Source organism: Maricaulis maris, assembly GCF_036322705.1.
In the GTDB taxonomy this organism is placed as follows: Bacteria; Pseudomonadota; Alphaproteobacteria; order Caulobacterales; family Maricaulaceae; genus Maricaulis; species Maricaulis maris_B.
Genome location: NZ_AP027270.1, coordinates 983,498 through 1,006,985, shown reverse-complemented (window position 1 = coordinate 1,006,985; position 23,488 = coordinate 983,498). Strand labels below are relative to the sequence as shown.

At 65.3% G+C, this 23,488-nt stretch carries 22 protein-coding genes; 8 read left to right on the top strand and 14 right to left on the bottom strand.

From position 1 onward, the window contains the following. Window position 1: 1 nt before the first annotated feature. Both AAA969_RS04615 and AAA969_RS04610 read right to left on the bottom strand, forming a co-directional pair. A complete protein-coding gene (locus AAA969_RS04615; protein ID WP_338244110.1) occupies window positions 2–1,201 on the bottom strand; it encodes a cellulase family glycosylhydrolase in 1,200 nt (399 codons plus the stop codon). Beyond that, window positions 1,198–2,277: a GNAT family N-acetyltransferase gene (locus AAA969_RS04610; protein ID WP_338244108.1), complete on the bottom strand. Its 1,080-nt coding sequence runs from the start codon at window positions 2,275–2,277 to the stop codon at window positions 1,198–1,200. The genes AAA969_RS04615 and AAA969_RS04610 overlap by 4 nt, the downstream gene beginning before the upstream one ends. A 133-nt stretch (window positions 2,278–2,410) precedes the next feature. Between AAA969_RS04610 and AAA969_RS04605 the strand changes: the two genes are divergently transcribed. The 4 genes from AAA969_RS04605 to AAA969_RS04590 are packed head-to-tail and all read left to right on the top strand — an operon-like array spanning window position 2,411 to window position 6,493. Further along, window positions 2,411–3,862, top strand: coding sequence for an oligosaccharide flippase family protein (locus AAA969_RS04605; RefSeq protein WP_338244106.1), 1,452 nt, complete (start codon window positions 2,411–2,413; stop codon window positions 3,860–3,862). A gap of 2 nt (window positions 3,863–3,864) precedes the next feature. Beyond that, the gene (locus AAA969_RS04600; RefSeq protein ID WP_338244104.1) at window positions 3,865–4,809 is read left to right on the top strand and encodes a glycosyltransferase family 2 protein; all 945 of its coding nucleotides are present in this window, start codon (window positions 3,865–3,867) and stop codon (window positions 4,807–4,809) included. Further along, window positions 4,809–5,576, top strand: coding sequence for a polysaccharide deacetylase family protein (locus AAA969_RS04595; RefSeq protein WP_338244102.1), 768 nt, complete (start codon window positions 4,809–4,811; stop codon window positions 5,574–5,576). Before AAA969_RS04600 ends, AAA969_RS04595 begins: the two co-directional genes overlap by 1 nt. Further along, window positions 5,573–6,493: a glycosyltransferase family 2 protein gene (locus AAA969_RS04590; RefSeq protein WP_338244100.1), complete on the top strand. Its 921-nt coding sequence runs from the start codon at window positions 5,573–5,575 to the stop codon at window positions 6,491–6,493. The genes AAA969_RS04595 and AAA969_RS04590 overlap by 4 nt, the downstream gene beginning before the upstream one ends. 13 nt (window positions 6,494–6,506) lie before the next feature. On the opposite strand, the gene AAA969_RS04585 is transcribed toward AAA969_RS04590, so the two are convergent. The 3 genes from AAA969_RS04585 to AAA969_RS04575 form a co-directional block, all read right to left on the bottom strand. Beyond that, the gene (locus AAA969_RS04585) at window positions 6,507–7,769 is read right to left on the bottom strand and encodes an O-antigen ligase family protein (protein WP_338244098.1); all 1,263 of its coding nucleotides are present in this window, start codon (window positions 7,767–7,769) and stop codon (window positions 6,507–6,509) included. After that, on the bottom strand, window positions 7,766–8,401 hold the full coding sequence (locus tag AAA969_RS04580; protein WP_338244096.1) for a hypothetical protein: 636 nt from the start codon (window positions 8,399–8,401) through the stop codon (window positions 7,766–7,768). The genes AAA969_RS04585 and AAA969_RS04580 overlap by 4 nt, the downstream gene beginning before the upstream one ends. A 65-nt stretch (window positions 8,402–8,466) precedes the next feature. Then, entirely contained in the window at window positions 8,467–10,017 is a 1,551-nt protein-coding gene (locus AAA969_RS04575; RefSeq protein WP_338244094.1) for a GumC family protein, read from the bottom strand. Window positions 10,018–10,105: 88 nt separating this feature from the next. On the opposite strand from AAA969_RS04575, the gene AAA969_RS04570 reads away from it, so the two are divergent. After that, window positions 10,106–10,831 carry a polysaccharide biosynthesis/export family protein gene (locus AAA969_RS04570; protein ID WP_338244093.1) on the top strand — a complete coding sequence of 242 codons (726 nt, stop codon included), beginning with the start codon at window positions 10,106–10,108 and terminating at the stop codon, window positions 10,829–10,831. A gap of 495 nt (window positions 10,832–11,326) precedes the next feature. Here the strand turns inward: AAA969_RS04570 and AAA969_RS04565 are convergent, their stop codons facing one another. Next, a complete protein-coding gene (locus AAA969_RS04565) occupies window positions 11,327–11,599 on the bottom strand; it encodes a hypothetical protein (protein WP_291844320.1) in 273 nt (90 codons plus the stop codon). Window positions 11,600–11,763: 164 nt separating this feature from the next. Next, entirely contained in the window at window positions 11,764–13,335 is a 1,572-nt protein-coding gene (locus AAA969_RS04560; RefSeq protein WP_338244089.1) for a hypothetical protein, read from the bottom strand. A gap of 181 nt (window positions 13,336–13,516) precedes the next feature. Between AAA969_RS04560 and AAA969_RS04555 the strand changes: the two genes are divergently transcribed. Further along, a complete protein-coding gene (locus AAA969_RS04555) occupies window positions 13,517–14,470 on the top strand; it encodes an isopenicillin N synthase family dioxygenase (RefSeq protein WP_338244087.1) in 954 nt (317 codons plus the stop codon). A gap of 207 nt (window positions 14,471–14,677) precedes the next feature. Here AAA969_RS04555 and AAA969_RS04550 read toward each other — a convergent pair whose 3' ends face one another. The 6 genes from AAA969_RS04550 to gatC form a co-directional block, all read right to left on the bottom strand. Further along, window positions 14,678–16,051, bottom strand: a complete 1,374-nt coding sequence (locus AAA969_RS04550) for a mechanosensitive ion channel family protein (RefSeq protein ID WP_338244085.1) — start codon at window positions 16,049–16,051, stop codon at window positions 14,678–14,680. 253 nt (window positions 16,052–16,304) lie between these two features. Next, complete coding sequence (gene gatB, locus AAA969_RS04545) at window positions 16,305–17,798, bottom strand: Asp-tRNA(Asn)/Glu-tRNA(Gln) amidotransferase subunit GatB (protein WP_338244083.1); 1,494 nt, start codon at window positions 17,796–17,798, stop codon at window positions 16,305–16,307. Continuing rightward, window positions 17,791–18,063 carry a hypothetical protein gene (locus AAA969_RS04540; RefSeq protein WP_047158501.1) on the bottom strand — a complete coding sequence of 91 codons (273 nt, stop codon included), beginning with the start codon at window positions 18,061–18,063 and terminating at the stop codon, window positions 17,791–17,793. The genes gatB and AAA969_RS04540 overlap by 8 nt, the downstream gene beginning before the upstream one ends. Further along, a complete protein-coding gene (locus tag AAA969_RS04535) occupies window positions 18,056–18,349 on the bottom strand; it encodes a hypothetical protein (RefSeq protein ID WP_338244081.1) in 294 nt (97 codons plus the stop codon). The genes AAA969_RS04540 and AAA969_RS04535 overlap by 8 nt, the downstream gene beginning before the upstream one ends. Next, window positions 18,349–19,824 carry an Asp-tRNA(Asn)/Glu-tRNA(Gln) amidotransferase subunit GatA gene (gene gatA / locus AAA969_RS04530; protein WP_338244080.1) on the bottom strand — a complete coding sequence of 492 codons (1,476 nt, stop codon included), beginning with the start codon at window positions 19,822–19,824 and terminating at the stop codon, window positions 18,349–18,351. Before gatA ends, AAA969_RS04535 begins: the two co-directional genes overlap by 1 nt. A gap of 3 nt (window positions 19,825–19,827) precedes the next feature. Continuing rightward, on the bottom strand, window positions 19,828–20,115 hold the full coding sequence (gene gatC, locus AAA969_RS04525) for an Asp-tRNA(Asn)/Glu-tRNA(Gln) amidotransferase subunit GatC (protein ID WP_338244078.1): 288 nt from the start codon (window positions 20,113–20,115) through the stop codon (window positions 19,828–19,830). Window positions 20,116–20,215: 100 nt separating this feature from the next. Between gatC and ruvX the strand changes: the two genes are divergently transcribed. After that, window positions 20,216–20,671, top strand: coding sequence for a Holliday junction resolvase RuvX (gene ruvX, locus AAA969_RS04520; protein WP_338244075.1), 456 nt, complete (start codon window positions 20,216–20,218; stop codon window positions 20,669–20,671). Beyond that, on the top strand, window positions 20,668–21,582 hold the full coding sequence (locus AAA969_RS04515; RefSeq protein ID WP_338244073.1) for an AEC family transporter: 915 nt from the start codon (window positions 20,668–20,670) through the stop codon (window positions 21,580–21,582). Before ruvX ends, AAA969_RS04515 begins: the two co-directional genes overlap by 4 nt. Before the next feature lie 761 nt (window positions 21,583–22,343). Here AAA969_RS04515 and AAA969_RS04510 read toward each other — a convergent pair. Then, a complete protein-coding gene (locus AAA969_RS04510; RefSeq protein WP_338244071.1) occupies window positions 22,344–23,312 on the bottom strand; it encodes an MBL fold metallo-hydrolase in 969 nt (322 codons plus the stop codon). Window positions 23,313–23,488 lie beyond the last annotated feature (176 nt).

Below are 23,488 nucleotides of genomic sequence, written 5' to 3'. Positions count from 1 at the left end.
CTTAACGCCGCAGAAGCGGCGCCGGGCGAAGCCGATTGGCGGACCAGGCGCGCGCGAGCGGGGCGATCAGCGATGATGCCGGATCGGGTGACGACGCTTCCGGGTCAGCGCCGTAGAGCGGATTGAAGCGGTTCTCCGCATCCTCATAGACCCGCCAGCCACTATCCCAGCGAAAGGCGGACCAGCCTGCGCCCGCTGCCTCGGCCGCCGCGATCCGGCTGGTGAGGTAGCGATCAGCGCCTGGCGCCCAGCGCGACACGCCGAACTCGCCCAGCATCCAGGGACCACCGGTCGCTTGGGCGAAGTCAGCCCGGTCAGGATTGAACCCGATCCCGGCGCCGGCCGGCTGATGGGTATAGGCCCGCGGCGCATAGTCATGAATGGCCAGCACCTGACCCGGCGCAGCCCCGCGATCGATCAGACCGGCAAAGGCGAGACCGGCATAACCATCCGGGCTGACAAGAATCGGCGTGACGGTATCCTCACGCCGGACCGCCCGGGCAAGCCGCGCAGCCAGCGCCGGCCAGTCTGCCGGTGTCCCGGCAACCGTCTCGGCCAGACGGTCAGCCTCCCAGATATCCAAATCGCCGCCATCGGCACCCGGCGCTGCCAGATTGGCATTCGGTTCGACCATCAGGAGATAGCCGGCCAGATTGGGATAGATGCGGAATTGCTGCGCAGTTCGTTGCCACATCGCGACCCAGCCATCCTGCGCCTCGCGCGACCGCCAGACGCTCTCGTCAATGGCACTGGCCGGAAACCAGCTGCCCGCCTGATCGCGATGGAAGGTGAACTCGCTGCGGCCCGGACCGCTGCGAAATCCGATCACGACAAACAGGCCCTGCCGGGCGCAGCGACGCACCAGACGGTGCAGATGCTGTTCGATCGCGCGATCAGGGGCATAGGGCGGAGCTTCGCTGGCCGGAGCCGGGACGGACAGGACAACCAGATTGGCTCCCAGCACGCTCAATCGCTGCAGCGACGCCTCGCTGACCGGGGCCCCGACCGGGCCCGGTCCCAGAAACTCGGGGCCATCGATCGTGGGATAGACCCGACGCTGGGCGATCACCATTCCTCGCAGGCGGGTTCCCGCGCTGTTGTCCCACAGAGATTGGCGGAGCGTATGGGCATGGCTGCCGGGCGGCCAGACGAATGCGGCGGCGGCCGCGGTCAGGCCCTGGCGACGCGTAATCCCGGTCATAATGCCATGAAGCCGGTCAGGCGTCCGAGCTTGCGGAGTCCTTTGGCCGGCAGTACGCCGACTGCGCCCACCGGAGCCTTGGAACAGGCCTCGGCAAAGCCCTCGGAGGACCGGACAAGACGTCCGCGCAGACTGTTCGTGGTGAAGCGGCCGCTGACAAGTCCCGTCTGACTGCTCGCCAGGTCTTTCTTGAACGCATAATCGCCCGGCCCCAGCTCGACGCCGAGATGTCCCATGGCCGCCGCCGTCCGCACCATCTCCACCAGCAAAAGCACGCCAGGGCTCAAGCGGCTGTGGTCGGCCTCATAGGCCGGGAACCAGTAATGGCAGAGACGGTCGCTCGCCATGCCGACATGGACCGCGACGATCTCGTCGCCGACGCAGAGGCTGGAACAGACCCCGGAGAAATGGTCGCTCTGTCGTTTCAGGATCGCCTGCAACAGACGGCCCGTCCAACCAACCGAGAAGACATCGAAAACCCCGGTCCGGCGGTATTGATCCCGCTTCAACCTGACCATCGCCGCAAAGACCTCGGGGCGGTAGTCCGCCATCACGAAGGAATACCCGCCCTCGACCTCTTCGAGCCGCCTGAGGCGCGTCGCGATGTTTCGCATGGCTTTGGGATTGACCGCTTTGCGCGCCGCATGCCAAGCGTCAAACCCGTCCGCCGTATCGATCACCCAGGACCCGTCCGGAACCCCGCCGACACAGGCAAACCCGCGCTGTCCTGCGAGCGCGCTGTGAAAGTCGAAAACCGCGATGCCGGCCTGCGCCAGCCAGCCCGCCGGGTCGGCCTCGTGGGGATTCGGCGCAATCACCCCGTGGACATCGCTGAGCGGTCCGGCGAGCGGACGCGCGAAGCCCAGACGGCCGGCCTGGAACGGCAGGAAGCCGGAAATCACGCCCTGCCGACGCATGACCAGGACCCGCGTATCATCGCGCGCCTCTTCGCAACACTCGGCGAATTCCAACGCAAAACAAGGGCTTGCGAGTGTCGGCTCCGCGGCCAGAAAGGCGCGCCAGGCACCCCGTTCGGCGTCGGTCAGCTCGCTTGGTTTTCGGATATCGACCTGCATGGACCGAACTTCTTTTCCCGTCAGGAATCCCAGATTAGCCGCAACGCCTTAGCAGGCTGTGAACGGGTCTGCCCTCGCCCGCGACGCGGCACCGCTCTTGCAAGCTTCCCCTCTCAGGCGAGCGGAGCGTTTCATGCTTGGACGACATCTCTTGGGCTATCTGCCTGTGCAATTGGCGCAAATCCTGGTCGGATTCGGCGGAGTTGCGGTCTTTACGCGGATCATGCCGGCCGACGAGTATGGGCGCTATGCCATTGCCATTGCTGCACTTTCGCTCACCCACATTCTGACATTCACCTGGCTGGAGGCGGCCGTTGCGCGCTTTCACGCACGCGCTGAGCAGCGCGGCCGCCTGCGCGACCACCTCGCCACGGCCTATGGTCTCTATTTGGTCATCGCCGTCGTCGCCGGTGCCCTGCTTGTGCTGGGCGTGCACATCCTGCCGGTGGAACCCCGACTGCAGGCCGCCCTGAGCTTCGCCGTTGTCTCGCTGCTGCTGCGCGCCCTGTTGCAGATCGGTATGGAAACGCATCGCGCCAGCGGTGATGTCGGCCGCTATTCAGCGCTCGAGGCGAGCTATCTCATGGTCGGCTTTCTGGTCGGCATCGGCGTGATCCTGACCACCGACCTCGGCGCCGCTGGAATCTTCGTCGGCACCGGTGTGGCCGCCCTGGCCATGCTGGTCTTCGACCTGCCCGTGATGCTCAAGCGAGCCGCCGGTGGCCGACGCCAGCCGGTCCGGGCCGCAAGCTTCGCCCGCTACGGCGCGCCGTTGTCGATGTCGCTGATCTTCGAGCACCTGCTTTCGGTCGGTGACCGCTTTTTGATCGCCGCCTTCATCGGCCAGGGCGCGGTCGGCATGTATGCCGCCGGATACGGATTGGCCGATCGCCTGCTCGACGTCATCTTCATCTGGTTCGGCGCCGCCGTCTGGCCGCTGACCATCAAGGCTTTCGAGAAGGACGGCACCGCCGCCGCACAGGCCATGGCCGGTCGGGCGGCCGGCCTGATGGGGATGATCTGCTTTCCCGCCGCCGCCGGCCTGGCCCTGGTCTCGGCGCCGCTCACCACCCTGATCATCGGCGAGTCGGTGCGTGCCCAAGCGGCCGCCATCCTGCCCTGGATCGCCCTGTCCGGCCTGATGAAGGGCATGATGACCTATTATTTCCACGAGGCCTTCACCCTGACCCGAAAGACCGGTGTCATGGCCACCATCATGGCGGCGTCGGCGGCGCTCAACCTCGGCCTCAACCTCGTCCTCATCCCGATCTTCGGTATTGCCGGCGCCGCCATGGCGACCGTGATCGCCTATGCCCTCGCCCTCGCCGCCTGCGCCATTCTGGGGCGCCGTCATTTCGTGCTGCCCCTGCCCTGGACCGACTGGATCAAGGCCGGTGCCGCCACCGCGATCATGGCGGCAGCCGTGTTTGCCCTGCCCGATCTTGGCACGGCCTGGCTGGATCTCGCGCTCAAGGCCGGTACTGGCGGCTTTGTTTACGTGATTTCAGCCTATTGCCTCGATATTGCCGGCTGCCGGTCCTGGCTGCGCGATGCGCGCCTTCTCCTCCGTCCGGCCGAGGCTTGAGCATGAATGCGATGACGGACATCACGATGCGGGCACACGCCAATAGCGCGGCAAGTGGAGCGGGCGCGGTCAGCCTGTCTGTCCTGGTTCCCTTTTATCGCGACGACCCGCGCGCGCTCCTGGACGCACTGGCCCCTCTGGAACGCCGGGCCGGCGATGTCGAGATTATCCTTCATGATGACGGCGAGCCGGATCCGGCGCTGAACGACGCCGTCTGCGCCCATCTCGAGACGCTCGACATACCGGTCCGCCTCCTGACCAGCCTGCGCAATCGCGGACGGGCGGCCGGCCGCAACCTGCTTGCGGACCAGGCCCGTGGCGCCTGGCTGCTCTATCTCGACGCCGACATGATCCCGGCCGATGACGCGTTTCTTGATCGCTACAGGGCGATCATCGAGGACGACACGGCCGACGCCGTCTTCGGCGGTTATGAGACTTCCTGGCCGGACCATCCCGAGCTGCAGCTACACGCCGCCCTGTCACGCGCCAGCGATCAGCACGATGCTGCCAGCCGCGCGGTCATCGGTGCCACGGCCTTCTGCTCGTCCAACATCCTGGTTCGCGCCTCGGTGATGCGGGCCTGCCCCTATGATGACGGTTTCACCGGCTGGGGCTGGGAAGATGTCGATTGGGCGGTCAGCGCGGCACAGCGCTTCCAGCTTGCGCATATCGACAATCCGGCCAGCCATGACGGTCTGCAGCCAGCCGAAATCCTGCTGGAGAAATTCCGCGACGGTGCCGGCAATTTCAAACGCCTGCTCGTCCGCCATCCCGAACTCGCCACCCTGCCCGGTGCCCGCGCGGCCCGGACACTGAAGTCGGTTCCAGGTCAGCAGGTCCTGCGCGGTGTTTGGGCCTGGATCTGCAAAAGCGAGACCCTGCCCCTGCGGGCTCGCACACTCGCTCTCAAACTCTGGCGCGCCAGCTGGACTGCGGAGGTCATCTGATGAACGCCCCTTACACACCCGCCTCCGGCCTGCTGGCCGGTCTCAATCGCCGCTGGGCCCGCTTCGCCGCGCGACACCCGCTGCAGCTGCCGTCCGACCGCGCGATTGTCACCATCACTTTCGACGATTTCCCGAAATCAGCCGCGACCATCGGAGCAGCCCTGCTGGAACAACACGGCTGGCGCGGGACGTATTACGCCTCGGCCGGCTATGCCGGCGGCGTGACCCATCATGGAGCGATGTTCGATAGCGGCGACCTGCACCGTCTTACCCGGGCGGGCCATGAAATCGCTTGTCATACCTATAGCCATCTCGATGCCAGCCAGGTCGGCAGCGCCGCATTCCTCGCTGATATCGCCCGCAATGAGCGCGCCCTGAAAGCCATGGGTCTGGAGACCGAGCTCGACAGCTTTGCCTTTCCCTATGGCGAGGCAACGCCAACGACCAAGCGGGCACTGTCCGAGCACTTCAGCAATTTGCGCGGCGTCCATGCCGACATCAATCGCGGCGGGGCGGATCGCAACCTGCTCAAATCGGTCCCGATCGATGGCGGCGAGCCGGGAATCCAGCGCGCCATCGACGCCGCGGAGAGCCTGTCACGCCATACCGGCTGGCTCATCTACTATGCCCACGATGTCCAGGACTGTCCGACCCAGTGGGGCTGCACGCCTGCACAGCTCGAACGCGTCTGCGCGGCGATCGCCGAGAGCGGTGCCGAGGTCCTGACCATGCGCGAGGCCGTGCAGCAAATGGAGACCGCCGCATGAGCGTCTCTATCATCCTGCCGACATTCCGGCGCCCCGAAGGCCTGCGCGCGGCACTGGGCAGCCTCATGGCGCAAAGCCGCCAGCCCGATGAAATCATTGTCGTCGACAATGACCCGGCCGGGTCCGCCCGCACGGGCGTGGCCAATGCCGAGGCCGTGGCGCGCTGCAAGGTCGTCTATGTGCACGAGCCCCGCGCCGGTGTCGCCAATGCGCGCAATGCCGGTTGGGCGGCGGCCTCGGGTCGCTATATCGCTTTCCTCGATGATGACGAGATTGCCTCGGCTGGCTGGCTGGAAGCCCTGCTTGCAACGGCACAGGCCCTGCCCGCCGACATCGTCTTCGGCCCCCTGCGCGGCGAAGCCCTGGATGCCCCGACCGGCCTGCGGGCCGGACTGGCACAGCGCCTGTATTCGCGCCCTGGCGCGAACCGCGACGAGCGGCTGGACGCGCCCTATGGCTGCGGCAATTCCCTCGTCGACCGTGACGCCTTCACGCTGGCAGAGGCCCCGTTTGATCCGCGCATGAATGTCAGCGGCGGTGAGGATGATCTCTTCTTTGCCGAGCTGGCCCGTCAGGGCGCCCGCTTCGGCTGGTCCGCCAAGGCTCATGCCGTGGAGACCGTCGACGCGCGCCGGACCAGCTGGCGCTACCTGCTGGCTCGCAGCTTTGCCTTTGGACAGGGCGCGACCCAGTCGGCCGCCAATGCCCGTCCACGCCGCTGGGTCGGGATTGCGTTCTGGATGGCGGTCGGCCTGGGCCAGCTGGTGGCCTACGGTGCCATGGCTGCGATCACCAGCCTGACCCGCTCGGCCTCGGCCGCGAGTTGGCTGGACCGGGCCGTTCAAGGCGCCGGCAAACTGTTCTGGGTCGAGGCGTTCGAGCCGCGCTTCTATGGCGAAGCCGCTCCGGCCGACTGAGCCCCCGCGAACGCTAGCGCGCCCGCCGATCAGCCAGCTTGGCAGCCGTCGCGACCAGCAATACCCAGCCGATCGAATTCTGCTGCAAGAGGTTGGATTCCGATATGCTGACCAGACTCAGCATGGCGAGGAACGTCAGCGTCCAGTAGGTCTCCGGCCCGTGGAACAGTCGCCCGGCTGCCCGCACCAGGGCGCGACCAAAGACCAGCGCCATCATCGCCACACCCGGCAGTCCGACCGCCAGCGCGGTCTCGATCCAGCCATTATGCGCTGTCGGCACGGGCCAGTCCGTGCCCTGTCGGACCCAGAATACCGGCCCGGTCTCATTGGCCCAAAAGGCCATGTATCCATAGCCCGTCCAAGGCACTTCCATGGCCTGGCGCGAGAGGATGGCCCAGATATCGGTCCGGCCGGTCAGGGTGGCGTCGCGTCCGAGCAGTTCGAGAAATTCCACCGGCGCGATCAGCAGGATGAGTGCACCCCCCGCAGCGCCGGTCAGGCCGAGGAACAGCATCAGGCTGGCAAAGCCGAAACCACGCCGGCACAGGGCAATTCCCATCGCCCCGCCTGTGCCCAGCAGCAGGGCGAGCAGCGCGGTCTTGGAGGTCGAAAGCAGGACCAGGGCGCAGCACAGGATGGCCCCGCCCATCCAGATCCACCGCCGGCGCGGGTCCATGTGCAGCGCGGCGAAACAGGCCACGGCGCCCCAGGCCATCATCGCACCCAACGTGTTCTTCTCCCACCAGACGCCTTTCCAGGCACCGGCATGAACCTCATGGTCGACGCCCAGAGACGGCATGGCCAGCGCCATCAGTGTCGACAGGACCGCAAGCCCGATAAAGGTCGTCGCGGTCAGCAGGATCAGGCTGCGCCAGGACCAGCGCGCGGCCATCCAGAAACCGAAGAATGTCGTCATGATGAGAGCAAAGGCCCGCCGCAACGTGGTATCGGGCGCGACCGACCAGAGCACCGAGACCGCCGTCAGCAGAACCAGCGCCAGCATCAACCAGTTGCCAGCCAGCGTGCGCATCACAGCTCCGGGCCGGGTTATGGCGAGCACCAGGGTGAGCGCGTAGACCGGCAACCAGATCAGACGCAAGACGACGGAGCTTTCCGGATTGGCCGGATCGGCAAAAAGCGGCCCGATCAGGCCTTGCGAGAACAGGAAGAGGCAGAGCAGCGTCAGCCCGCCTTCGATCGCACCGGTAAATTGAAGAGCTGGTGCCCGGCGCCAGGCCGACAGGAAAGCCGGGTCATGACTGGCTGCGAGGCTCATGCTGCACTCCGGGCAGCGCTCCGCGTCCGGTTGAGAATAAGCCCGGCCACAACCCCACCACGCGCCTCGATGGCGGCTCTGCGGGCCTGGATGCCGTCGACGCGGCTGAGCCGGGAATCGACGACGAGGATGACACCATCGGCATCCTCGACCAGCGACAGCGGGGCGCGCGAATTGCCGGGCGCATCGATGACCGCCAGATCGACAGCGCCGCGAACAGCCGCCCAATATTCGGGGGCCGGACGCAGACCGGCCTGACGCACGGCACCGGGACGGGCCTGCAGCTCGGTCACGAAGAGATTGGGAGCGGCCGACTGGCGCGCGATGATCCGGGCGCGCTCACCGTCCTGCGTGGTCAGGGACCAGAACGGATCACGGCCGAAGCCGGCATCATAAGCCTGGCCCTGGACGCGGGCGGCCTCGGCCTGGGCATTGGCGTTGAAATCGAGATCAAACAGCCAGACGCCACGGGTCGACCGACGCGCGGCCAGACGGGCCAGCTCGCGAGCCACGGTCGAGGCTCCGGCCCCGCGACTGGTCCCCATCACCATGAGGACACGGCCCTGACCGCCCGGACGGGCAATCGGCTCGAGCTCATCGATCAGCTGGGAGAGGTCAGCGGTAAGATTCATGGGTCTGCGGCGCCCTGCGCGATTCGGTCCGGCCAAGAATGCGAGAAACGAGGTTAACGCCGCGCTTACACTGAACGATCGGACACACGCGCGAGGATCGGCAGACCGTCGAACGGATCATTGGCCGCAACCGGCTGGGCGTATGCCGCGCCAGAGCTGCGGGCCTGACCATGTGCGGTCGCCACGGCTGCAGACGTGATCGGACGGGAGACCGGCAAGGCCGCGGCCCGGACATAGGTCAGCCAATAGCCCCGCAGCAGACCGAGAAAGAGCGCGATCCCGGCGGCTGCAACAAAGGCACCGATCAGACCGAGCTTCTTCATCGATGAGCCTTCCATCGGCGGCGAGGCGCGATCGATGAGGCGGACGGCATCGGCGGCGCCCAGGCTGGGCGAACGGCGGGCCGTGGCCGTGGCTTCCTGCGCCGCCACAGCCGCAGCGGCTTCTTCAGCGGCCGTGATGTTCTGGGCCAGACGGGTATAGTCCGGCTCAAGCTGGCGAAGCCGGGTGACCAGGCTGCGATTGGTGCGGGCCTGGGCTTCCAGCGCGGTGGCCAGCGAGGCCTGGGCCTGGGCGTTGGCCTCACGGGTCGCCAGCTCGGACTCGAGCGCCTGACGAACCGGGTTGGCACCGGTCCGGCGCTGCCCTTCGCCCTCGGTCGCGCCGGACGCGACAAAGCTCTCGATGGCGGCGATCTCGCGGTCGATGGCCTGGACGGCCGGTGCGCTCGGCTGATAGCGAGCCAGCAGGCTGGCCCGTTCGGCGCGGCGATCAAGCAGGACACCCGACACGCCATTCTCGACATAGAGCTCGATGCTCTCGGGAATCTGGAACAGGCGGTCCCGCAAGGCCGCGGCGCCGGCCAGGGCCGAGTCGCGCTCTGCCCGAGCCTGGCTGATCCGTTCGGACAGATTTCCGACCAGGTTTTCGGCGGTCTGACGCTCGGCCTCGAAATTGGCCAGGTCGTTGGCTCGCAGGAAGCTATCGAGCGCAGAACGGGCAACGGCGACCGCTTGGTCGGCCTGCTCGCGCTGCACTTCCAGCCCGCTGAGCCCGGTCTCGAACAGGACCTGCTCGCGATAGGCGAGATAGGCATCGACAATCGTGTTGAGGATCAGCGCGGAGCGCTCCGCCGAGGCCGATTTGAAACTGGCATTGATGGCCGAGGAATTGGGCTCGCGCGACAGCTGGAAGCCGGTGCGCAGCTCACGCAGCGCAAGACCGTCGGCGTTCAGCGCGACCGGCTCGCCCAGCACGACATCGGCACCGAGCGTCTGCAGCGCCAAGCGCCGCACGGCGTCGGAACTGAGCAATTCGCTCTCCGACTGCATGACCTGGTCGAGCATGAAGGCATCACCGACACCGGCCGCATTGGGCGTGGGATTCGCATCAAGCAGGACCAGAAGCCGGGTCTCGGCCGTGTAGCTCGGCTTGAGAAGGGTCAGGGACGCGGCCACGCCAACAGCGAAAATCACGGCGAAAATCAGAAGGATAAAGCCCTTCTGAGACCATGCGAGCGCGATCACGTCGAACAGGTCCAGCTCGCCTCGCGAGGAGTGAGCCGACCCCGGGGCCGCCGCGGAAGCGGGGCCGCTATCGTGATACGCGCGTGTCATTCCCCAATAAGACCCCGGCTGCGCTTAAAAATTTGTTATCCATGACGCGCGAAGAATGGGCATTAACAGCCGACCGGAAAGATGTCTCATGCGTGCGATCCGATATGGCCTCTGCGCCGCCGCTCTCCTCGCTGTCAGCGCCTGCGCCGGCACGCCGTCCACGCCCGCAACCGCGGACTGGGGCCAGCCGCGTTTTGCTGCCTGGCAGGACACCGACCCCGCCTATCGCTTCTATCCCGGCGACTCCATCGACGTCACGGTCCACTCGGCCCCGGAATTGTCACGCACGGCACTGATCGGACCGGATGGCCGCGTCTCCCTGCCCCTGCTGGGCAATGTCATGGTCGCGGCCAAGACCGATTATGAAATCGCGAACACGCTGGCCGATGCCTACGCGCAGAACGTGCTGGTCTCGCCCATCATCGAAGTGCGCCGCGCGGCGCTGGGTCCGCAGAACATCATTGTCGGCGGCGAAGTGAATGCGCCCGGCCTGGTCGAGCTGACCGGTCCGGTTGGCGCACTTGAAGCGGTGATGATGGCCGGCGGCTTCCAGAACACGGCGGCGCGCGGCGATGTGGTCGTCTTGCGACGCCAACCCGGTGGCGCTCTGATGATGCGGACAGTCAACCTGCATAACGCCCTGCGCGGTCGGCCCGGCGCCGACGACATCCAGATACGTCGCCATGACATCATCTTCGTGCCGCGTTCCACGGTCGCCGAGATCAATGTCTTCGTGGAGCAATACGTCTCCGGCGTCCTGCCACTGGACCAGGCTTTCTCCTACGCCATCGCGGACGCGATCACGAACAACTGAGGCCGGGACACCCCTCGCATCGCCATCGCCATCGCCATCGCCACAGGTATACGCGCCTGGCGCGAATGGCGTCACCGGTTCCGTCTTGCCGCTGGCGCGGCAATCGAACCTGGCTTGTCCGGGCGAGGCCCTGAAGACACACGACACATATCCGCTGGACGTCCGACGCAGGCCGGACCAACGACCGCTGCCTGGCTCCTGACAAACCGCCAGGTCCCGGGTCTGAGGCCTGCCGTCGCGGGCCGTACGCCCGGGATGACAAGGCAAAAGATGTCGAGACAGAGCGCCCACAGCTCGCGTCCGGCGATAGACCGCGCGGCTGTTCCTGATCGGCGGCGAAGGCGCTTTGTCCGGTCCGTCCCGGCGCAAGCCAGGCATGGAAGCGCGGCCGAAGCACATCACCAGACGGTCTCGAGATTATCTCAGAACGCACGCGGATTTCGCCGCCGGCAGATGCACCCATCCGCCGGCTGTCATCGCTGGTGTCGGTTTCGCCTAGTGGCGCGTCGACAGCCATTCGCGGGCAGCGCGCTGGGCTGCTGCGACCTCGAAGGTCGACATCTGGTCGGAGATTTCCGCGCGATAGTATTTCGCCGGCTCCGAGCCCATCAGGGCCGCCAGATTGAACCATTTGTGGGCTTCGACATAGTCGATCTCACCACCCTGGCCCGTTGAGTACAGAATACCAAGCTTGCACAGATCCTCACCCGTCGGGTCAGCAAATGCCGCTTGATGCGCTTGGGCCGTTTCTACGTCCGTGAACGCCATGGGACTTCCCCTTACTCTTACACTGGCGGGTCCTGTCTTTTTGACCTGTGACCCGCAACCACCATCCAGTCCGAATGCCTTCGAACAGATGTGATCCTGAGCAAAGAGGATTGCATTAAGGTTAAGGCGAATCAGGAAAAATACGCCTTAAGTCTTTAAATGCGTTATAGTTTCCTGCCGAGTAGTAAACGCGATATCCACGCATCGGTAAGACTTGTCCGGCTGGCCCGGCGCAGACGGTCCGGCGTTGCGAGGCGGATCAGCGTGAGCAGCAAGACCAGGGCGGCGGATACCAGCGCTGCGATCAACCCCTGCCGGACGCGCGGCTCGACTTCCGGCCGGGGCGGCAAGGGCGCGAGAGCCTGAAAGGCGGCATCACCCAGAAATTCCATCACCGCCAGGGTCGACAGGCCCGAGAGACCGGCCAAGCGCTGCAAATCCTCCAGCGCGGCGGGTCCCGAAACATGCGCCATCAGGCGAATGGCTTCAAAGCTGGATGTCCTGGCCCTCACCTGCGCGACGCGTTCGAGCGCACTTGCCACAGCGACCGCCGACGGGGCCGTGCGGGCATCGATGCCGTCCGCAATGCGGGACGCCATACGACCCGGGGCGGCAAAGCCGACATCCGGTCGCACGCCGGCCCGCGCGAGGGCGGGGCCGATATCCTCGACCGAAACGAGGCTTGCAAGTTCAGCCTCGAGCCAGGCCTCCAGCTGCGGGTGCAAGCGCCCGGCCCGCCGCGCCGCAGTGAGGATCTCGGCGCCCGACCTCAAACCGTGATCCCGGCCGGGCAATTCGATCAGGCCGGACTCAATGCCGGCCAGAACCAGCGAGAGCCGGTCGGCGCGGGCCGGCGGGATGATGGCACTGTCGCAGCCCGCCATCCGGGTCGCCGGATCAGCACAGAGCTGGATCACCAGATGGCGGACGCCGCCATAAAGACGGGTATCGCCAGGATTGCCGACCACCAGCGCGGGAACCGAGCGCATTTCAAACTGACCGCGATAATCGCCCTGGAAGAAACCGTCGGCGCTGGTCCGCGCCACCGCCCACGCAAACTGGCGGGCCGATTGCCGACGTGCCAGCATCTCGGGAGCAAAGATGAGCGCCGGCGGATCCAGATCAAGCACGGCGCCGCGCGCCAGCTCCTCGGCAAAGGCCGTATCAAGCTGCTGTCGGCGCTGCCAGGCCGGTCCCGCGCGCAGACGGGCATCAAGGGCCCGCGGACCAGCCGGGCCGGCCATCGCCTCAAGCGCCAGACGGTCCGGTCCGATCAGCATCGGACCGAGAGCCGCCCAGCTGCGGAAGCGATCAATATCGGCTCGGCGTCGTTCGTCACCCCGCAAGGCGTCCTCGAGACGGCCCTGCCAGAGCGTGCGGGCATCTTCCCCGGCCGGCACCGCCTCGCGGATCAGCGCACCAAGCCGTTCGGCCTCACCCGGCTGTGGCGCGACATGCGCGGCCAGCCCGCCGGTCTGGGCCAGCATCTGCACGCCAAACCAGCCCGCCGCCGCCAGCGAGGCGAGAAGCCAGAGCGGCTGCAGTCCCTTGTAGAAAGCCCGCCAGACCAGCCAGACGGCGATCCCCGGCAGCCGCGCCTCCCACGGCGACAGGGTCTCAGCCCGCAGGCGGTCATGGCGCTCACGCCGCAAGGCTTCGCGCCGGGTCAAGCCGACCCGCTGCCAGGCGTCGGCGCCCGGTATGCTCGTCTCTGCAGCATCGACGGTGTCCGTCATGATGCCCCCCTGTTCCCGCTCAACAGTTAGGACCGGCTCCGTTAACCTTGCAAGCCGATGCCCCTGAGGCGCGAGAAAGCGCTTGCGACCTGTCGCCACACTGCGGGTCCCCACAGACAAGGGGAGTTGGCAGGCGCGGCTGGTGCGATTATCCCCCACGGGTGACCGACAGGAGCCCGTCATGCCGTCCGATACGCTTTCCCGATTTCCGCCCGTCTCCATGGCGCTGGCCGCGACTGACAAGGCGCGCTTTGCGGCCGAGCTGGGCCGCAGCTTCCGCGAATACGGCTTTGCCGCGATCTCTGATCATGGACTCGACCCGGCGCTGATCAAGGCGGCCTATGACAAGGCAGCGGAATTCTTCGCCCTGCCGGAAGCGACCAAGATGCAATACCTGGTCGAGGGCGGTGGCGGCGCGCGCGGCTACACGCCCTTCGGCAAGGAGATTGCCAAGGACGCCAAGCATGTCGACCTGAAGGAATTCTGGCATGTCGGCCGCGACCTGCCGGCCGGTCACAAGTACGAAGCCGACATGGCACCCAACCTGGTCCCCGCCGAGATCGACGACTGGCGCACCGTCGTGCACGGTCTCTATGACGCCTTCGACCAGCTGGGTGTACAGGTCCTGCGCGCGATCGCCCTCGATCTCGGCCTCGAGGAGAGCTTCTTCGATGACACGGTGAAGGACGGCAATTCGGTGATGCGCCTTCTGCATTACCCGCCGGTCACCGGTGATCCGGGTGGCTCTATCCGGGCCGAGGCGCATGGCGACATCAACACAATCACCCTGCTGCTCGGTGCCGAGGAGCCCGGGCTGCAAGTGAAGACGCGCAGCGGCGAGTGGATCGACATGAACCCGCCGCCAGGCTGTCTGGTGGTCAATATGGGCGACATGCTGGCCCGCTCGACCAATGACCTCCTGCCCTCGACCCAGCACCGCGTAATCAATCCGGCCGGCGCTCGCACCGGCTTCTCGCGCTATTCCCTGCCATTCTTCCTTCACTATCGGCCGGACTACATGATCACGACACTGCCGGGCTGCAGCGGGCCGGACAATCCGGACAAATATCCCGAGCCGATGCGTGCCAATGACTATCTAAACCAGCGCCTGCGCGAGATCGGCTTGTTGAACTAGGTCAGAAAAGAGGGGTGCGGCCCCATGCTCGCACCCCTCAGATCTGTGTATTCCCGTCAATGGTCGCCCGTTTGCGTGCGCCATCGTTCCGGCGAGGGAAAATATCCAAAGGTTGCATTGCTCCTTCCCTAACCACCTGTCGGGAAAGCCTCTTTGAACGCCAACACAGTTGAATGACGGGTATACACGTACAGGTGGGAGGCGTGACTAGGCCGGCTTGTCGGCCATCATCTGTTTCTTCACGCCGGCCGGCAGATCGCGGACATGGAGATCAATCTGCGGATAGGGGAATTCGACCGCGTGCTCGTGGAAGCTCTTCCAGATCGCGACATAGACCTCACTGCGGACATTGGAGAGACCGTTCTCCGGATCGGAAATCCAGAAGCGCAGATCGAAATTGACCGAGCTGTCGCCGAAATCCATCAGATTGCAGACCGGGTCCTTTTCGGCGACGACCCGAGGCACAGTCTTGGCCGCCTCGATCGCAAGGCGCTGGACACGCTCCAGGTCCAGCGTGTCGTAGGACACACCGAACGGCGCGTGCTGACGCACGACACGGTCGGACTTTGACCAATTGATCACCCCGTTGGCGATGAAATGCTCGTTCGGGATAAGATGCTCGGTGCCATCACGCGTGCGCATGGAGACATAGCGCGACTCCATGCCGGTCACCCAGCCGAACTGGCCATCCACCTCAAGCGCATCGCCGGGCTTGATCGACTTGTCAGCCAGCAGGGTAAAGCCGGCAGCGAAGTTGGCGACGGTCTTCTGCAGGCCCAGACCGACGCCGATGCCCACAGCGCCGGAGAAGATCGCCAGCGTGGCGAGGTTGAAGCCGGTCAGCTGCAGGGCGATCAGCAGCGCGATCACCGGCAGGGCAACGCCCAGCACCTTGGCGATCAGGGCGCGCAGGGCCGGCGAGATCTCCTCGGTCCGTTCAAGCTGGGTATTGACGGTCCGTCCGGCCATCGAGGCGAGCCAGAACAACGCCCCGAAATAGATCATCGTGCGCAGTATATCGAACAGCGACAGGTCGACCGGCTGACCGTCATCGGTCTCGCCGAGCGGGATCGCCAACGCCTGCAGCTGGACCACGACATCGTCGAGCAGGCCGAACACATCCAGCGCGGCCACCGGCCAGGCGACATAGAAGGCGACCTTGGACCAGAAGCGCGAGCGGATGATCAGGGTCACGGCGCGGATGACCAGCCAGGCCGTCATCAGGCTCATCGCCGCGTCGACCAGTGCGAAGGGTTGATCCAGCGCGCCCAGCACGATCCGGGTCAGCGCCAGCACCGCGATCAGCGCCAGCGGCGTCGCCAGCGAAATCGCGGCTGTCAGCAGGCGCCGCGCGAGACCGGTCTTGATCCGCCCCTTGGTCAGGCTTTCGACGACCTCGCGCAACCGGGGTCCGAAAATCAGGGCGGGGATGAAAGCCGCCAGGATGAGGCCCATCTGGATCGCCACATCCAGATTGAGCAGGCTGGCCAAAAACCACTCCCACGCATCACGGACATGCCCCTCAAGCACCTCGATCGGCAAAAGCTCGCCCAGCGCGCTGTCATCCTGTGGTGTGGTCATGGAATGGTGTCTCCCCTGAATTCAGAGGGATAGCATTGTTGGAGGGATGGGAGCCAGAGGTATGCGGCAAGCTCCGGGATTTTCCCCTCACCCGGCCTGCGGCCACCCTCTCCCGAGGGAGAGGGAAAGTGGAGTTATCCAGACTAGCTCAGAAAACCCGATGCCCCACGTGACCACGCTCACACGCTTTCCTTCTCCCCTGGGAGAAGGTGCCCCGGAGGGGCGGATGAGGGGGTAATCCCGGTGTCCGGGATTACCCCAGCAGCTTCTTCCGCAAAATCTCGTTCACCGCTTGCGGGTTGGCCTTCCCTTGCATCGCCTTCATCACCTGACCGACGAACCAGCCCATCGTCTTGGGCTTGTCCTTGACCTGGGCGGCCTGGTCGGGATTGTCGGCGATGAGCTCGTCGATAACGGCTTCGATGGCGCCGGTATCGGTGACCTGTTTGAGGCCCTTTTCCTCGACGATTTTCGCCGGATCGCCGCCCTCGGTCCACAGGATCTCGAAGACATCCTTGGCGATCTTGCCGGAGATGGTGTCGTCGGAGATCAGCGCGATCAGACCACCGAGCTGTTCGGCCGAGACCGGGCTTTCGGTGATGTCGAGGCCTTCCTTGTTGAGGCGGCCATAGAGCTCGTTATTGACCCAGGAGGAGGCCAGCTTGGCGTCATGCCCCTCGGCGACAATCTCGAAATAGTCGGCGCGGTCCTTGTCGGCAGACAGGACGGCAGCGTCGTACTCCGACAGGCCGAGCTCGGAAACCAGACGCACGCGCTTCTGGTCGGGAAGTTCGGGCAGGCTGGCCTTGATATCATCGACGAAAGACTGCTGCAGCTCGAGCGGCAGCAGGTCAGGATCGGGGAAGTAGCGGTAGTCGTGGGCTTCTTCCTTGGAGCGCATCGAGCGGGTCACACCGGTATTGGCGTCGAACAGGCGGGTTTCCTGATCGATCGTGCCGCCCTCCTCGATGATGTCGATCTGGCGCTTGGCTTCGTACTCGATGGCTTGGCGGATGAAGCGCAGCGAATTGACATTCTTGATCTCGCAGCGCGTGCCCAGATGCGAGAAATCGCCGGTCTCGCGGAATCTCTCGTACTGGCCGGGACGGCAGACCGAGACATTGACGTCGGCGCGCAGCTGACCCTTCTCCATGTCGCCGCCACACGTGCCCAGATAGCGCAAAATGGTGCGCAGCTTGGCAACATAGGCCGAGGCTTCCTCGGGCGAGCGGATATGCGGGCGCGAGACGATCTCCATCAGCGCAACGCCGGACCGGTTGAGATCAACATAGGTCGAATTGGGGTCGAGATCGTGGATCGACTTGCCGGCGTCCTGTTCCAGGTGCAGGCGCTCGATACCGACGGTGAAACGCGAACCGTCATCGCGCTCGCACTCGATCTCGCCCTCGCCCACGATCGGGAACTGGAACTGGCTGATCTGATAGCCCTGCGGCAGGTCGGGATAGAAGTAATTCTTGCGATCGAAGCGGGACCAGAGATTGATCTGGGCATTAAGGCCGAGACCGGTCTTCACGGCCTGCTCGACGACATGGCTGTTGATCACCGGCAGCATGCCCGGCATCGCCGCATCGACCAGCGACACCTGGGTGTTGGGCGCCGCGCCGAAGGCCGTCGCCGCGCCGGAGAACAGCTTGGCATTCGAGACCACCTGGGCATGGATCTCCAGACCCATGACAACTTCCCAGTCGCCGGTTGCGCCGGGCAGGATGTAGCTGTGATCACTCATCTCGATCTTCCTCGTCGTCATCCCATTTGGGACGCTCGTCTTCCGGCGTATTCATCGCCGCAACCAGGACCCGTCCCGCCATTGTGACAGTCAGGCCAAAAAACAAAAATCCGACCCCCGGTGTGACCAGGAGCACGGTCCACAGATTGCGCGGCTCCAGCTCGATCACGCCACGAAACACTACCGCCCCGGCCAGCAGGAGAAGCGCACCCAGCAGCAGGCTCGGGCGCGCCAGCTTCATGGCCGGGTGGACGGGTTCAGCCATTGGGCCGCCCCGTAAACACCTTCACCACGGCCAGCACCGACGCCAGGCCGAAACCGGTCAGAACCAGACCGAGTCCGAGCTGGGCGATAAAGCCGATGGACGGGAAATCCCCGGCACCAAAAGCCGCACCAACCATCACACCGCCGGAATAGGTGGTCGGCAGGCCGAAGGCGAGGCAAAGGATCGCGATCAGGATCATGAAGCCGGTATTGGGCTTCTTCGGCGGCTCCGGCGCGGGATCCGGGTCCGGGGCCGGGTTCGGCGTCGGGGTTTGCGGGTCTGTCATCAGCTCCACCAATTCTCCGGCTTGGCGACAAAGCCAGCCGAATCCTCGATCGCGGCGCCGACCTTGAACATGGTTTCCTCGTCCAGCGCCGGGGTGATGATCTGCAGGCCCAGCGGCAGGCCGTCCTTGTCGACACCGGCCGGGACCGACATGGCCGGCAGGCCGGCCAGGTTGGCGGTCACGGTGAAGACGTCATTGAGATACATGGCGATCGGATCGTCCGACTTGGACCCCAGCGCAAAGGCGGCGGACGGGGCCGACGGGGTCAGAACGGCATCGACTTTTTCAAACGCCTGTTCGAAATCCTGCAGGATGCGCGTGCGCACTTTCTGGGCCCGCAGGTAGTAAGCGTCGTAATAGCCGGCCGAGAGCACATAGGTGCCGATCATGATCCGGCGCTGGACCTCATGGCCGAAACCGGCGCCGCGCGTGTTCTCATAGGTCGCATTGAGGTTCTCCCCCTCCACGCGATTGCCATAGCGCATGCCGTCATAGCGGGCGAGGTTGGAGGACGCTTCCGCCGGCGCGACGATGTAATAAGCCGGCAGGGCGTATTTCGTGTGCGGCAGGGAGATGTCGACGATCTCGCAACCGGCCGCCTTGAGCCAGTCAATGCCCTTTTGCCAGACCTCGTCGATCTCGCCGGGCATGCCGTCAACGCGGTATTCCTTCGGCACGCCGATGCGCAGCCCCTTCACAGAACCGCCGACTGCCGCGACAAAGTCCGGCACGTCATTGGGCAGCGAGGTCGAGTCCTTGGGGTCGTGCCCGGACATGGCCTGCAGCATCAGGGCCGAGTCTTTCACCGTCTTGGCAAAGGGGCCGGGATGGTCGAGCGAGGAGGCAAAAGCCACCGTGCCCCAGCGCGAGGTGCGGCCATAGGTGGCCTTCACGCCGACCGTCCCGGTGAAGGCGGCCGGCTGGCGGATCGAACCGCCGGTATCGGTGCCGGTGGCACCAAAGCAGAGATCGGCTGCCACCGCCGCCGCGGACCCGCCCGAAGAGCCGCCCGGCGTCAACATTTCGCCGTTCGGGCCTTTCCAGGGATTGTTGACCGGGCCGGTATTCGCCGTCTCGTTCGACGAGCCCATGGCGAACTCATCCATCGAGGTCTTGCACAGGAAAACGCCGCCATTTTCCCAGAGCTTGGCGGTGACGCTCGATTCGTAAGTCGGCTTGAAGCCTTTAAGGATGTTCGAGGAGGCCGCCGTATCGACGCCTTCGACCGCGAACAGATCCTTGATCGCCAGCGGTGCGCCCTCGATGAGACCGCCCTCGCCACGCGCAAGCTTCTCGTCCGACGCCTTGGCCATGGCCAGCGTCTTGTCGGCATCAAAGGCCGTGAAGGCATTCAGCTTCGGCTGGGCCGCCTGGCACAGGGCAAGGCCTTCCGTCGCCAGTTCGACCGCGGACACCTCACGCGCCTTCAGCTTGGCGGTGATGTCGGACAGGGTGAGTTTGAAAAGCTCGCTCATGACCTACTCCACCGACTTGGGAACAACGAAGAAGCCTTCGTCGGAGCTTGGCGCATTGGCGAGGACCTTGTCGCGGCAATTGCCGTCGGTGACCACGTCCTCGCGCTGCGGCAGCGGGAATTTCACCGGGGTCGTCATGGCGTCGACGCCTTCGACATCGACCTCGTTGAGCTGTTCAATCCAGCTCAGAATGCCGTTGAGTTCACCGACCAGCGTGTCGATGCGATCGGTCGGTTCGGCAAGACAGGCGAGGCGCGCAATGCGCCGCACATCATCAGCAGTGACGGACATGGGAAATCACTCCGGATAGTCGAAGTCGTCTGAGTACCAACCGGTTTTCGCAGGTGCAAGAAAGCTTGACGGTGGCGCGTGCAAAGCGCATCCCGCAAACATGCCGATTGTGACGCTGGAAGACCTGCCCGACGGGCCCCTGATTGCCCTTGACCCGGGCACCAAGACCATTGGCGTGGCCGCCTGCGGCGCCTCGCGCGGCCTGTCGACCCCGGTGGAGACCATCAAGCGCACCAAATTCACCGCCGACGCGGAGCGCATCTTCGCGCTGCTGGAGGAGCGCCAGGCCACCGCCATCGTGATGGGCCTGCCGGTCAATATGGACGGGTCGGAAGGTCCGCGCGTCCAGTCGGTCCGCGCCATGGCCCGCAATCTGATGCGGCTGCGCGATCTGCCCATCGTCTTCCAGGACGAACGCCTCTCGACCTTCGAGGCCGAGGAAAAGCTGATCGCGGTCGGTGTGCGCCGGGACAAGCGCAAGGAAATCATCGACGCCCACGCCGCCGCCAACATCCTGCAAAGCGCCCTCGATCGGCTGGAGATGCTGCGCCCATGAATTTGATCATCTCGGCCCTGATCCCGGTCTTCGGGGTGATCTTTGTCGGCTGGCTCCTGCGCCGCTCGCACCTGCTGCCGGAAAACAGCTGGGCGCCGATCTCGCGGCTGGCCTATCTGGGCCTGTCCCCGGCCCTGCTCTTCTCGTCGATCAGCCATGCCGACCTGTCGAACATCCAGCTCGGCAGCTTCATCGGCGCGGCCGTGCTGGGCTTTCTCGGAATGGCGGCGATCACACTGGCCATCAAGCCGCTGCTGAAAATCCCGAACCCGACCTATACCAGCCTGTTCCAGGCGACCTGTCGCTGGAACGGCCTGCTGATCCTGGCCCTCGGCATCGCCCTGTTCGGCGAGGAGGGCGAGATCCTGGTGGCGCTGATCATGGTCGCCTCGATCCCGCTGGTGAACATGGAGTGCGTGGCGGCCCTGGCGGTGTGGGGCGATGGCGCGGCCCCACACTGGCGCTCGATCATCTATCGTATCCTGACCAACCCGCTGATCCTGGGTTCGGCCGCCGGCGGCATTGTCAATCTGGGCGGCATCCATCTGCCCGTGATGCTGACCGACACAGTCGACCTGATCGGGCAGGCCGCCCTGCCGCTCATCCTGCTCTCGGTCGGGGCCGGTCTCAACTTCACTGCCATGCGCGCCCGTCCGCGCCTTCTGGGCCTGTCGGTCTTCATCAAGCTGATGATCGGGCCGCTGGTTTTCTACGGCATCGGCACGGCGCTGGGCATTGAGGGCATCCCGCTGACCATCCTCCTCCTGACCGGGGCCTCACCGGGCGCGGCCTCGGCCTATGTTCTGGCCAAGGAGATGGGCGGCGACGCGCCCTATTCCGCCGGCGACATCACCGCCAGCGCGCTGTTCAGCTTCGTGACCATTCCGTTCTGGCTGTGGCTTTTGGGCTAGGCAGCCCTGCCCAAGGCGTCCGGACAGGCGCCGCTTGCCGGTTTCGCCCGATCGAACTAGGAATAAGGGCCGGGCTTGCTCCGACGAGCCGGGTTTTGGGGGAATGGCATGGCTTACAAAGGTGCACTCTCTAGGCGCTCGTTTCTGATGCGGGTGACCGGCAGCGTATTGGCGGTGGGCACCGGCGCACTGATCAGCGGTGAAGCGACAGCCCAAACCTATACCGGCGTTTAGGACTCCGATGGCGGGGCCTATGCGGATCGGGCCGGGTATGGACGCAGCGGCGGCGCGCGCGCAGGCGGCTCCGGCCTGACCGATAATGACAGCGGTGGCTCCGCTGATCCTGTCGGTAATGGCCGTGGATCAGGCGGCGCTGGCGCACAGGGCATTTCCGACCAGGACAGTGGTGCGACGGCAGATCCGGCCGGTCAAGGGCGCGGACCGACAGCCCAGCGCCCGGCTAAACCGGACGGCCCGATCGAAGCCCCAACAACGGATACAGAAGTGCTCCCGAGACGTCAGAGCACCCACAGATACCGCTAGCCGTCGGCGCCGGACTTAACTTCACCGCCATGAAGGCCCGCCCGCGGCTTCTGCCCCGCTCGGTCTTCATCACCATCCCGTTCTTACTTTGGTTGTTGGGCTGAGCCCTTCGCCGCGCAGACAAGCAGATTGTCATCCCGGCCGAAGGTCAGGGCCCAGATCATACCGCCAAGCCAGGCTCAACCCGAACTTCGCCGGCATGACGATGAGCGGGTAATCTAATCCCCCAGACAATACCGCTCCCCTTCATCCGCCAGGTTGAACCCGGCCGACTCGACCACATCCCGCTCCGGCGCATCGGGAAAGCGCACGAGATTGGTGTGGTTGAAATGGATGAAGCGGATCTTGGCCCGCTCGCCGGCCGGCAGGTCGGCGAAGCGCTCCATCGAATGCGTGATGAAGGGATGCGGGAAGCCGGACATATCGCGACCGGGTATCTCGCCATTGGCGAAGAAGGTCGCGTCGAGATAGGCGACATCCACCGTGGCGATGAGATCCTCGATCCGCATCGCCGCGCCATCCTCCCATGTGTCCCACTCTTCCCAGCTGTCGATATCCGGCAGGAAGAGCGCCGAGCGGTCCGGTCCGGCGATGTGATAGCCGACGACCTCGGTATATTCCTGACGGTGCGGGACCTCGAAGGCGGTGACGCGGAACCCGCCAAACTCGACCGGCACGCCGGCACGCAGGTCTTCCAGCTCGATATTGTCGTAGCGGACCAGCTGGTCCCACGGCCCATTGGCAAACAGGAAGGCCGACATGGAGGGCATGGCATAGACCGGTACATCACGCGCGCCCATGCTTTCATGGCCGAAGAACATCAGACCGGTGTAATGGCCGATATGACCATGGGTCAGGAAAACCCCGTCCAGTCCGGGGCGGGCCTCGACCGGCATCACCTGGTCGAGCCGCCAGAGCTGTTCGCGAATGTCCGGCGTCGCCTCGAACAGGACACGCTCGCCGCGCTCCCGATCGACGATCGCGACCGAGGTCGCCAGCCGCCGCAGCGACGGGTCCTCCCAGGCCGGATCGGCGCTATTGCCCAGCTGCGGCGCACCGCCATCCTGGCCTACGCCGAGAACGACAAGTTCGACAGAGCAGCTCGCGGCTTCCGTGTCGACTTGCGCAGAGACAGGCGCTTCAGCGGCGAGGATCAGGGCGCCCAGCGCCAGTGTGTGAATCTTCATGGTGTGAACGAGACGAAAGCCCGGCGCGCAGGTCAAGGGCCAATCAATCCCTGCGACCGTGCTACGCCGATTTACGGCGAAGAAGGAGGCCATGGAAATCCGAAACGACCTGCGGCGACATCCCGACAAGTGATGCATGGCCGGGTGGGCGCCAAGGCGCCTCCTGCAACACCGGC